General features: G+C 70.6%; 9 protein-coding genes. 4 read left to right on the top strand and 5 right to left on the bottom strand.

Going from position 1 to position 11,624, the window contains the following annotated elements; genetic code table 11:
- Window positions 1–32 precede the first annotated feature (32 nt).
- Both ACIRF9_RS12290 and ACIRF9_RS12295 read right to left on the bottom strand, forming a co-directional pair.
- Window positions 33–1,199 (bottom strand): ABC transporter substrate-binding protein, encoded by a 1,167-nt coding sequence (locus ACIRF9_RS12290; RefSeq protein WP_403819591.1) that lies wholly within the window; start codon window positions 1,197–1,199, stop codon window positions 33–35.
- Window positions 1,200–1,350: 151 nt separating this feature from the next.
- On the bottom strand, window positions 1,351–2,382 hold the full coding sequence (locus ACIRF9_RS12295; RefSeq protein ID WP_403819593.1) for a Bug family tripartite tricarboxylate transporter substrate binding protein: 1,032 nt from the start codon (window positions 2,380–2,382) through the stop codon (window positions 1,351–1,353).
- Between the two features lie 257 nt (window positions 2,383–2,639).
- Between ACIRF9_RS12295 and ACIRF9_RS12300 the strand changes: the two genes are divergently transcribed.
- The gene (locus ACIRF9_RS12300; protein ID WP_403819595.1) at window positions 2,640–4,226 is read left to right on the top strand and encodes an ATP-binding protein; all 1,587 of its coding nucleotides are present in this window, start codon (window positions 2,640–2,642) and stop codon (window positions 4,224–4,226) included.
- Window positions 4,223–4,897: a response regulator gene (locus ACIRF9_RS12305; protein WP_403819597.1), complete on the top strand. Its 675-nt coding sequence runs from the start codon at window positions 4,223–4,225 to the stop codon at window positions 4,895–4,897. Before ACIRF9_RS12300 ends, ACIRF9_RS12305 begins: the two co-directional genes overlap by 4 nt.
- Before the next feature lie 55 nt (window positions 4,898–4,952).
- Here ACIRF9_RS12305 and ACIRF9_RS12310 read toward each other — a convergent pair whose 3' ends face one another.
- The gene (locus ACIRF9_RS12310) at window positions 4,953–5,543 is read right to left on the bottom strand and encodes a TetR/AcrR family transcriptional regulator (protein ID WP_403819599.1); all 591 of its coding nucleotides are present in this window, start codon (window positions 5,541–5,543) and stop codon (window positions 4,953–4,955) included.
- Between the two features lie 89 nt (window positions 5,544–5,632).
- Here ACIRF9_RS12310 and ACIRF9_RS12315 point away from each other — a divergent pair, with 89 nt between their 5' ends.
- On the top strand, window positions 5,633–6,565 hold the full coding sequence (locus ACIRF9_RS12315) for an NAD(P)-dependent oxidoreductase (RefSeq protein WP_403819601.1): 933 nt from the start codon (window positions 5,633–5,635) through the stop codon (window positions 6,563–6,565).
- A gap of 251 nt (window positions 6,566–6,816) precedes the next feature.
- On the opposite strand, the gene ACIRF9_RS12320 is transcribed toward ACIRF9_RS12315, so the two are convergent.
- Window positions 6,817–9,351: an alpha/beta hydrolase fold domain-containing protein gene (locus tag ACIRF9_RS12320; protein ID WP_403819603.1), complete on the bottom strand. Its 2,535-nt coding sequence runs from the start codon at window positions 9,349–9,351 to the stop codon at window positions 6,817–6,819.
- Between the two features lie 167 nt (window positions 9,352–9,518).
- Here ACIRF9_RS12320 and ACIRF9_RS12325 point away from each other — a divergent pair, with 167 nt between their 5' ends.
- Complete coding sequence (locus tag ACIRF9_RS12325) at window positions 9,519–10,706, top strand: PucR family transcriptional regulator (RefSeq protein ID WP_403819605.1); 1,188 nt, start codon at window positions 9,519–9,521, stop codon at window positions 10,704–10,706.
- A 4-nt stretch (window positions 10,707–10,710) separates the two neighbouring features.
- Here the strand turns inward: ACIRF9_RS12325 and ACIRF9_RS12330 are convergent, their stop codons facing one another.
- Window positions 10,711–11,616, bottom strand: coding sequence for a VOC family protein (locus tag ACIRF9_RS12330; protein WP_403819607.1), 906 nt, complete (start codon window positions 11,614–11,616; stop codon window positions 10,711–10,713).
- Window positions 11,617–11,624: the final 8 nt, after the last annotated feature.

Genomic DNA, 11,624 nt, shown 5'->3' on the forward strand with positions numbered 1-11,624 from the left:
GTGCTCTGGCTCCGATCGTCGCGTCAGCGTGCCTACTTCTTGGCGAGTCCGTTGAAGCGGTCGAGCCAGGCGTCGGCGTCGTCCTTGGCGACGGGGGTGTACTCGACGGGGATGATGTTGTCCTCGCCGACCGCGTCGACGACCTCCTGGTAGGTGTGCAGGCCCTCGCCCTCGACACCCTCCCGGTAGGAGGACAGGCCGCCCTCGGCGACGGCGCGCTGGCCCTCCTCCGACAGCGCGAAGTCCAGGAACAGCTTCGAGGTGGCCGGGTGCGGCGCCTTGGCGGCGATGCCGATGCCGCGCGGCAGGACGACGGTGCCGTCCTTCGGGAAGACGATCTTCACGAGGCCGGCGCTGTCCTCGACGACCGGGTACGCGGGGGACGCGCTGATCAGGAAGCCCGCCGAGTACTCGCCGGCGACGATCTTCTCCAGCTGGGTGCCGGAGGAGGTCTCCGGGCGGGTGAGCGGGAGGATCGTCTCCAGCGCGTCCCACGCCCCGGAGTTGCCCTCGGTGAGGGCACGGGTCACCGTGAAGCCGAAGGAGCCCTCCGGGTCACGGACCGTCACCTTGTTCTTGAACTTGCCCTTGTCGGCCTTCATGATCGCGGCCAGGTCGGCGATGCCGGTCGGCGCCTTCTCCACCAGCGAGGTGTTGTAGGCGATCGTCATCGGGTCCTTGGACATCGAGTAGACGCTGGGCAGCAGTTCCGCCTCGTCGCCGAGCTTGGCGGCCTCCGGCGACGCGTACTCCAGCACCGTGCCCTCGCGTCCGGAGAAGTCCGCCCACGCGCTCGCCGCGCTGGAGATCAGCACGTCCGCGGGGGACTTGCCGGCCGCGTTCTCCGAGAGGACCTTCTGGAACAGCTCGTCGCTGTCGAGTTCGTTGACGTCGACGGTCTTGATGAAGTCGTACTTCTTCTTGAAGTCCCGGACGATGGGCGCCATGTTGTCGTCGCCGAGGTTGGAGTAGAGGGTGACCTTGCCGCCCTCCTTCTTGGCCGCCTCGATCAGGTCCGCGTAGTCCTCGGGGTAGTAGTCGGGCACCTGGCCGGCGGAGATCTTGTTCTCCGCCACCGTGGGAGAGTCGTCGCCGCCCCCGCAGGCGGTCAGCGTCCCGAGCGCGAGAGTCAGGACGAGCGCGGTCGCCATACCCGTGACGGTGGAACGTCGGGGGCCGGGCTGGGTGGTTCTGGGCATGGGTGTCCTCCTCGAGCGTGCCCTGTGGCACCTGTTGCCGGGAGGTTAGGGAGCGGATTCACCGCGGTAAATCGATCGGGCGCCTGCGGTCGTAGTGGTCCTTTTGGTCGTTGTGGTCGTGCCGCGTGTCACCTACGGCGCCTGCTCGTGCTCACGTCAGCCCGAGTTCCTCCAGCACCGACTCGACCTCGTCGGTCTGCTGCCCGATGAAGGCGCCGAAGTCGTCACCGGTCTGGAACGCGTCGCGCCAGCCGTTGCGCTCCAGCGCGGCTTTCCACTGCCGCGTCCCGTGCATCTCGGTGTAGGCCTCGACTAGCGCCCGGCGGTCGGCGTCGCTGATCCCCGGCGGGGCCACCACCCCGCGCCAGTTGGTGAACTCGACGTCGACGCCCGCCTCCCGCAGGGTCGGCGCGTCCACCCCCTCGATGCGCTCCGGGCCGGTCACCGCCAGCACCCGCAGCGTGCCCGCCTCGACCTGGTCGATGTGCTCACCGATGCCGGACACCCCGAACGCGACCTTGTCGCCGATCACCGACGCGGCCAGTTCGCCACCGCCGTCGAACGGCACGTAGTCGACCTTCTTCGGATCCAGGCCGATGGCCTTGGCCATGAGCATCGGCGCCAGGTAGTCCGGGCCGCCGGGCGCGGACCCGCCCCCGACCGCGACCTTGCCGGGGTCGGATCTCCAGTCGTCGATCAGCTGCCCGATGTCGGTGTACGGGGAGTTCGCGGAGACCACGACGATCTCGGGTTCCTCCAGCAGCCGGGCGATCGGTGTCGTGTCGGCCAGCGTGACCCGCGACGAGTGGGCGTAGCTGCCGCCGATCACGCCCAGGGACATCACCATGGCCAGCCTGCCGTTGCCGTCCTCGGCGACCAGCCGGCCGAGACCGACCGTGCCGCTGGCGCCCGGAAGGTTGAACACCTCGACCGTGCGCGCGATGCCCGCGTCCTCCATGATCTTCGCCGAGGTACGGGCGGTGATGTCGTGCCCTCCGCCGGGGTTGTTCGGCGCCATGATCCGCAGCCCGGTCAGTGCGCCGTCCGGATCTGGCCGGCCGACCGCGGCCCAGGTACCCAGCCCCACCGCGGCCACCGCAACCACCACCGCGACCACCACGGCGAGCAGCCGCGGCCGGGCCGCGAGCCTCGTCCGCCTCGTCGCCGACGTCGTCACCGCCACTCCCGCCTCCCGGCCGTCTCCACGCTGGATTCGTAGGGCATCCTGCGGCACGTCCGCGCGCGCTGTCTGCCCTCGGCCGGCAGGAAACCACTTCGTGACCAGCGGCGGTCGTGCGGGCCGGCCGTCCCGGACGTGGCCGGCCTGCGCGCGTCGGGCGGGCCGGGGGTTGTGGTCATTGTGTTCACGCCGATCTGTGTACTGGCCGGATCGGGCGAGTCACACTGTCCGGCAGGCAACGCGGCCAGGAGGTGTGTGACGTGGGCAGAAAGGGCTCGCTGGCGCGACGGCTCCTGGTACTCCAGCTGCTGATCGTGCTGGTGCTGCTGGCCGCCGTCGCCGCGATCGCCATGGAGCAGGCCGACCGGACCATGCGCGCCACGGAGTCCCGGCGGATGCTGGGCGTCGCGGAGGACCTGGCGGCCGACCCGAGTCTGCGCGAGCTGCTCGACGACCCGCGGCAGCACCCGAACCTGGCCCCGTTCGCGACCAGGGCGCAGATGCTGTCCGGGGCGAGCACGGTCGCCGTGGCCCGGCCCGACAGGACGGTGCTCACCTCGCAGGACCCGGAACGGATCGGCAGGCCGATGCCGCTCGGCGCGTCCACGGTGACCGAGGGCCGCGCCTGGGTCGGTGTCATCGACGGCTCGGTCGTCGCCCATGTCCCCGTGATCTCGGACCGGACCCAGCGCATCAGCGGGTACGTCGCCGCGGAGCAGGTGCTGCCGAGCATCTGGCAGATCCTCACCAGCGCCTTCCCCGAGCTGCTGGTCCTGCTCGGCATCGCCAGCGGGCTCGGTGTCGCGGGCTCGCTGACGCTGGCATGGTGGGTGAAGCGGCAGACCCTGGGGCTGGAGCCCGCCGAGATCACCGGGCTCGTCGAGCACCGGGAGGCCATGCTGCACGGCATCCGCGAGGGCGTCGTCGGCCTCGACCAGCAGCACCGGATCACCCTGGTCAACGACCAGGCCACGGCGCTGCTGGCGTTGCCGGAGGGCGTGATCGGCCGCTCGGTGCACGACCTCGGGCTCAACGAGCGCCTGGTCGACGTGCTCACCGGTGCGGCCGCCGGAAGCGACCAGATCGGCCTGCGCCGGGGCAAGGTGCTGGTGCTGAACCGGATGGCGATCACCCGGGGCGACCGGACCCTGGGCGCGGTGGTCACCCTGCGTGACCGTACGGAGTTGATCCGGCTGCAGGACCAGCTCGACGCCACCCGGAACACCACCGACACCCTGCGCGCGCAGGCCCACGAGTTCAGCAACCGGCTGCACACCATCGCCGGGTTGATCGAGCTCGGCGAGTACGACGAGGTGCACCGCTATGTCCGCAGGGTCTCCGCCAGCCGCGACCAGTGGCAGACCGAGGTGACCGCGAAGATCGCCGACGCCTCGGTGTCCGCGCTGCTCATCGCCAAGTCCAGCCTCGCGGCGGAGCAGGGCGTCGGGCTGCGGCTGTCCGAGTCCTGCGACCTCGGTCCCGTCGGCGAGGCGCTGGCCACGGACCTGGTGACCGTGCTCGGGAACCTGGTGGACAACGCGCTCGACGCGCTGCGCGGGCACACCGCGGACGGGGCGGGCTGGATAGAGGTGGAGCTGGGCGAGGAGGACGGCGTGGTGCGTGTCGTGGTGCGGGACTCGGGGCCCGGGATCGCGCCCGGTATCGCCGAGGAGGTGTTCCGGCACGGCTTCACCACCAAGGCGGCGGAGCAGGGCGGGCAGCGCGGTCTGGGCCTGGCCATCACCCGCCAGACGTGTGTGCGCCGCGGCGGCACGGTCGGTCTGCACAACGCCGACGGCGCCGTCTTCACCGCGACGCTGCCGATCGGACCGGAGGTGCGGGCATGATCAGGGTGCTCGTCGTCGACGACGACTTCATGGTCGCCAAGGTGCACAGCGGCTTCGTGTCGAGGACCGCGGGGTTCACGGTGGTGGGGGTGGCCCACACCGGGAGCGACGCGCTGCGCATGGTCACCGAGCTGCGGCCCGACCTGGTCCTGCTGGACATCTATCTGCCCGACATCGACGGGCTGACCGTGCTGCGGCGCATCCGCACCTCGGGGGCCGTACAGACCGATGTGATCGTGATCAGCGCCGCCAACGACGTGGACACCATCCGGGGCACCATGCACGGCGGCGTCCTGCACTACCTGATCAAACCCTTCACCTACGGGGCCCTGTACGACCAGCTCCAGCACTTCGCCACCCTCCACTCCAAACTCCGCGCCCTCACCCAGGCCGGGCAGGGGGACGTCGACCAGGTCTTCGGCAGCCGCCCCCGGGGAGCCGCCCCGCTGCCCAAGGGCCTGACCGCGCAGACCGCCGAACTCGTGGCCCGCGTACTGCGCTCGGCCGAGACGGACATGTCCGCGGCCGACTGCGCCACCGCCGCCGCGCTGTCCCGGGTCAGCGCCCGCCGCTACCTGGAACACTTCACCGACACCGGCCGCGCGGAGGTCCGCCTGCGCTACGGCGGGACGGGGCGGCCGGAGCGGCGGTACCGGTGGATCAACGAGTGACGGTGCCGGGCCGACGGCGGAGGCGTCCCACACGGCGGAATGGCCGGGCGCTCGGTCAGCCGTCCCGGCGCACCGCCGCGTCGAGGAACGGGCCGAGTTCCCGGGCCGCGGTCGTCAGGGCGCGGACGTCCCGCTCGGCCCGGGCGATGAGGATCGCCCCCTCCAGGGTGCTGATCATGAGCGTGGCGAGCGCCGTGGACCGTTCCTCGGGGACGCCCATGTCCGCCAGGGCCCGGGCCACCGGTCCCGTCCAGGTGCCGAACGCGGCGGACGCGGCCTCGCGCGTGGACGCGGTCGACTCGGCGCAGTCGACGGTGGCCGCGGCGACGGGACAGCCGCCCGAGAAGCCCGCGGTCTCGTACTCGTCGGTCCACTGACGGACCATCTCGGCGAACAGCCCGCCGGGCGTCGGCTCGGGCAGCGCGGCCAGGAAGCGGGCGACGCGGTTGCCGGCGTACCGTCCCGCCCAGCCGACCGCCTCGTTGACGAGCTGCTCCTTGCCGCCGGGGAAGTAGTGCTGGAGCGACCCACGCGGCGCCCCGGCGTGGGCGGCGATCTCGCGCATGCCGGTGGAGGCGACCCCGTCGCGCCGGATGAGCTGGGCCGCGCTGAAGACCATCCGCTCACGCGGCCCTCGTTCGGACATCCTCGGTCATCTCCCCTTGCGTCGAGCTCCCGCGAGCATCCTATGACCGCCGTCATAGAGTTCGACTACTATGACCGCTGTCATAGTCCATGGCCGGCCGGGAGTGGTGGTGCGTCGTGTACGTCGGTTTCGTCGGCCTCGGGGTCATGGGGCAGCCCATGGCCCTCAACCTCGCCCGCGCCGGAACCCCCCTGGTCGTGTGGAACCGCACCCCCGGCCGGTGCGGACCGCTGCGCGCCGCCGGGGCCGAGGTCGCGGCGAGCCCCGCCGAGATCTTCGAGCGGGCCGGGACCGTGATCCTGATGCTGGCCGACGAGGCCGCCGTGGACACGGTCCTGGGACGCGGCACACCGGACTTCGCCGCGTGCGTCGCCGGACACACCGTCGTCCACATGGGCACGACCTCCGCCGAGTACTCGGGCGGTCTGCAGGACGACATCCGGGCCGCGGGCGGCCGCTATGTGGAGGCCCCGGTCTCCGGATCCCGGGTCCCCGCGGAGCGGGGCGAACTGGTGGGGATGCTGGCGGGCGACGACGACGCCGTGGCGGCCGTACGCCCCTTGCTCGCACCCCTGTGCCGGGAGACGTTCGCCTGCGGTGCGGTGCCGGGCGCGCTGCTGATGAAGTTCTCCGTGAACCTGTTCCTGATCACCATGGTCACGGGACTGACCGAGGCGTATCACTTCGCCGACCGGCAGGGACTCGACCAGCGCCTGCTCCGGGACGTCCTGGACGCGGGCCCGATGGCCAGCGGGGTCTCCCGCGTGAAGGGACCCAAGCTGCTGTCCCGCGACTTCTCGGTCCAGGCGGCCGCCACCAACGTGCTGGAGAACAACCGGCTGATCGCCGAGGCCGCCCGCAAGGCCGGCCTCGCCTCCCCGCTCCTCGACGTGTGCCACGCCCTCTACGGCGAGACCGTGGACCAGGGGCACGGCGACGAGGACATGGTGGCGGTACTGCGCGCCCTGGAGACCCGGACCGACGGCGGAAGCGCGCCCGCCCGGCTGGAGGAGCGAGCATGAACTGAACGACCGACCGGCGGGGCCGCGTCGCCCTCGCGCCGGTGCGGCGGATCAGGAGCCCTTGGCCGCCGGTTCGAGGATTTCGCGGCCCTCCGCAGGATCTCCCGCTCGAGCTACTGAAGACCGCGCTCGAGGACAGGATCACGACGGCCCCGGGAGGAAGTCGTGGTGGAGCGCGACGGTCTGCGGCGCGGGGAGAGCCGTGCAGCCGGGGGTGGCTGCACGGCTCGGCGATCAGCCCGTCGGACAGGTCAGGCGCGTGCCGTGGTGCGGTCGAACCGCGCGGTGAGGAACTGCGCGACCAGGTCGTGCATCTCCTGTGCCCGGGGGATGCCCGCGCCCATGGTGAAGCTGCCGTGGAACAGGCCGGGGACGCGGTGCTGTTCCACGGCCACGCCCGCTGCGGCGAGGGTGCCCGCGTACTGCTCGCCCTCGTCGCGGAGGGGGTCGAGTTCGGCGGTGACCACCAGCGCCGGAGTCACACCGGCCAGGGATGCCCGCGCGGGGGCGGCGAGCGGAGTGACCGGGGCGCCGGCCAGGTAGATCTGCCAGAACTTCTTGCCCGCCGCCGTGGACAGGAACGGCCCCTCGGCGAACTCCTTCTGCGAGGGCGTGTCCGACTCGGGGTCGACAGCGGGGTAGACGAGGGCCTGGGCGACCAGCGGGATGCCCTCGTCGCGGGCCTGCAGGGCGGTGACGGCCGCGAGGTTCCCGCCGGCGCTGTCGCCGAGCAGCGCGATCCGCTCGGGGTCGCCGCCGTACTCGGCGATGTGCTCCCTGGTCCAGTGCAGGGCGGAGAGGGCGTCCTCGGGGGCGGCCGGGAAGGGGTGCTCGGGGGCCAGCCGGTAGTCGACGGAGACGACGACGGCGCCCAGCCGGGCGGCGGTGGACCGGCACAGCGGGTCGCCCGCGTCGGCCGACCCGGCGGCCCAGCCTCCGCCGTGGAAGTACAGCACGACCGGCAGCGACTGTTCCTCCGACGGCACGTACACCCGCACGCGCGGGTCGGCGAGGTCCTCCACGCGCAGGTCCGGGCCGGGCGGCTGCAGGAAGGCCGTCTGCTCGTAGACGGCCCGGAACTCCTCGATCGAGATCTGCTCGACCGGCTTGGCGCCGGAGTTCATCATCATCGCGACGGTCAGCGCGGCGGCGGGGTCCAGCCGCGCCAGGGGCGGGAGGTCCACGGGCTTGTCGTCGAACGCCAGGCCGCCGAAGCCCGAGTGCGCGCTCTGGGCGAGCAGGGCCAGGTAGAACGGTCCGCCCGCGGTGAAGAAGTAGGCCGTGTTGGCCTTGCCTTCGATGTTGCCGCCCCGGTACCAGGACTTCTCGGTCTTGGCCCACAGGCTCAGGTCGAAGACGCCGTTGACCGTGTCGATCCAGGTCTGCTCGGCCTCGGGGGTCGCCTCGACGCTGTTCGCCCCGGCGGCGAGAACCGTCCGCACCGCCCCCGCGGCGTAGTCGACCTGCTCCTCGATGACCAGCGGGGTGGGGAACTGGCCGGTCACGTTCAGCGGGCCGGCGATGTTGAAGAAGTTGGGGAAGCCGGCGGTCGAGACGCCCAGGTAGTTCCGCGGGCCGTTCGCCCACGCGTCCTGGATGGTCAGACCGTCGCGGCCGGTGGTGGGTATGGCGGTGACGGCACCCGTGTACGCGTCGAAGCCGATCGCCAGGATGATCACGTCGAACTCGTAGGACGCCTGCGTCGTACGGAGGCCGGTCTCGGTGAGTTCGACGATCGGTGCCGTGCGCACGTCGACGAGGTCCACGTGCGGGAGGTTGAATGCCTCGTAGTACTCGGTCTCCATCGGCGGCCGCTTGGTGGCGTAGGGGTGGTCCTTCGGGGAGAGCAGCTCCGCCTTCACCGGGTCCTTGACCCGGGCCTTGATCTGCTCGCGGATGTAGTCGCTCACCGTGTCGTTGGCGCGCTCGTCGTACATGAGGTCGACGAAGGTCGCCAGCATGTGGAAGCCGCCGTCCTCGTAGTAGGCCTGGTCGAACACCCGGCGCCGCTCGTCGGGGTCGACGACCAGCGCCGGCTTCCCGCTGCCCTCGTAGGGCAGTCCGGCCGGGCTCTCCCGCGACCCGCTGCGCAGCTGCTCCCAGTTCTCGCAGTTCCAGGCGCGCTGGTTCTCGTCGTAGGGCTTGTTCCGCAGCGGTGTCGCGTAGTTCGGCGTGCGCTGGAAGACCGTCAGCCGGCCGACCTGGTCGGCGATCGTCTGGACGACCTGGATGCCGGAGGACCCTGTGCCGATCACCGCGACCCGCTTGCCGGCGAGGTCCACCGGCTCGTGCGGCCAGTCGCTGGTGCGGTAGAGCTCGCCCTGGAACGTGTCGAGGCCCTTGAACTCCGGGTCCTTCGCGTGGGACAGCGGTCCCACGCCCGAGATCACGAAGCGTGCGCTGTGCGTCGTGCCGTCGTCGGCGGACACGATCCAGCGCGCGGCGGACTCGTCCCACGTCAGGGAAGTGATCCGGGTGCCGAACTGGATGGAGCGTCGCAGGTCGAGCCGGTCCGTGGCCCACTCCAGGTAGGCCAGGATCTCCGGCTGGCCCGCGTACTTCTCGCTCCACTGCCACTCACGCTGGATCTCGTCGGAGAAGGAGTAGCTGTAGTAGATCGACTCGATGTCACAGCGTGCCCCGGGATACCGGTTCCAGTACCACGTGCCGCCCACCCCTTCGGCGGCGTCGAAGGCCTGGACACTCAATCCGAGCTCGTCACGGAACTTGTGAACTGCGTACAAGCCGGCGAATCCGGCTCCGAGGACGACAACGTCGTGGTCCATTGCGGCTCCTACCTGGAGTATTTTGATCGAGACTAGGCTCGGGAAGTGTTCAGAACTACGGTCAAGTGGTCAGATCAAGGTTCAGTCATTGACCATTTGGCGCAGAGAACGGAGGCCCCGTGGAAGGCCGACTCTCGCGCGAGGTGCCCTGGGAGCACGTTCGGGCCGTGGCCGACGCACTGCTGGCGGCGAAGGCGTCGCTCGCCCACGACATGGCCGAGCACGTCATCGGGCTGATGCCCGAGTTGCGGCCGCCGCAGATCGCCGAGCTGATTCACGCCAGCTGTGACGCGAACACCACCGCCTTCCTGGACAATCTCGGCCGGGGCGTCCCCACCGACCAGGTGATCTCCACCCCCGAAGTGAGCGCCTACACACGCGACTTGGTGAGAACAGGTCTCTCCCTCGACTCGCTGCTGCGCGGCTACCGACTGGTGGCCTCCCACGTCATCGACCGATGGGCCGACGCGGTCGTCGATCACGGGGTTCCCGGCCCGGCGGGAATCGTGGTGATCAGATACGGGACGGCCTACCAACTCGCGTGGCTGGACGTGATGTGCGAGCAGGTGGCGCGCGAATACCGTGCCGAGGCCGACCGGCTCGCGCAGCAGCGGTCGCAGGCACGGCTCGACGAGCTCCACGCGGTCCTGACCGATCCGGACGTCAGCGCCGACGCTGCCGGCCGCAGACTGGGATACCGCATGCGAGGTACACATCGGGCACTCGTCCTCCGGGACTGCTCGGAACGACCGTCCGGCGCGGCCCTCAACGCCGCGCTGCGCGCGCTGGGCAGTGGGCTGGGCGTCTCCGACTACCTGGCGGTACGGCCGGACGGACGGACGTTGTGGTGCTGGCTGCCCTGGCCCGCCTCGGCGAGCCCGCGGCTTCCCGCCCCCTCCGGGCCGGTGCTGCTCGCCGCGGGACGACCGGGGCGCGGACTGGATGGGTTCCGCCGCAGTCATCGAGAGGCGGTCGAGGCGGTGGAGATCGCCGTGCTCGCCGGTCGGCAGGCCGGGACGGTCACGGACTACGCCGATGTCGAACTCGCCGTGCTCTGTACCGGCTCGGGGATCGACCGGACACGGGACTACATCGAGGCCACGCTGGGCGAACTCATCGCCGACGACGAGCCCACGGGCCGGGTGCGGGCAACGCTGATGGCGTTCTACGAGGCCAACAGCAACTTCCGCGCGGCCGCCGCCCGGCTCGGTATCCACCACAACACCGTGCGCTACCGCCTGGAGCAGGCCGAACGCCTTCTCGGACACCCCGTCGGCGAACGCCGGCTGGCACTGGAGACCGCCCTTCACCTCGCCGGCATCCTGGGCGTGATCGCGCCGGATTCCGGTCCGTGAGGGGTCAGCTGGGCTGCTCGAAGTTCGTGTTGAAGGCTGCCGGTTCGATCGGGCACCAGACCGCCGGGGGCACGGCGTAGTCGTGGGGTTCCCATGCCTCGGTGATCCGGTCCATGTCGGCGCTGTATTCGATCCAGCTCCCCCAGGGATCCTGGATGTAGTGGAACATGTTCGAGCCGATCGTGTGACGGCCCAGGCCCCAGCCCACGTGACCCTTGTCGGCCATGGTCTGCGCTCCGTTCACGATCTGGTCGAAGTTGGTGACTTCCCAGCTGGAGTGGTGAAGGCCGACGTGCGTCGACTGGACGAATCCGAACACGTGGTGGTCACCGGGTCCGGAATTCATGAACGTCACCTTGTTGGGGATCCGGTCCGACAGTTTCAGGCCGAGGCGGGACTTGTAGAACTGTTCCGCCTTCGCCATGTCCGGGACCCACATCAGCATGTGGCTCAGGCGGCGCGGGGAGGCCGGCGTGCCGGCGGCCTGCCAGCGCGGCCGGTCGACCCTTTGGATGTTGTCCCCGAAGTTGAACTCCTGCTCCTCCGGGAGCGCCTTGCGCCAAGGAGCGAGCGGATCCTCTCGAAGGTTCACCATGACGCCGTTGAGGTCCGTGAACCACAGTCCTGACTGGTCCGCACCCTTCGGGGCGTCGGCCAGAGCGGTCCCGGTGGACTCGAGGTGCTTCTTCCAGTCGGCGAGAGACCCCTCGTCGACCGCGAAGGCGACGTACCGCAGCTTCTTGCGGGGGCCCTCATGGAGGACGGCCTGATCCATTTCGCGGCCCTCGCACCGGACCGTGAGGGCCTGATCGCGTTCTTGCACCTGCAGACCGAAGTTGCTGTAGAAGTCGTGCCCGACGCCCAGCGACGGGACCTGCAGGCCGTAGTGCAGGATTCCTCGCACTCGCATTTTTCGCT

The organism is Streptomyces sp. NPDC096132 (genome assembly GCF_044763345.1).
Classification (GTDB): domain Bacteria; phylum Actinomycetota; class Actinomycetes; order Streptomycetales; family Streptomycetaceae; genus Streptomyces.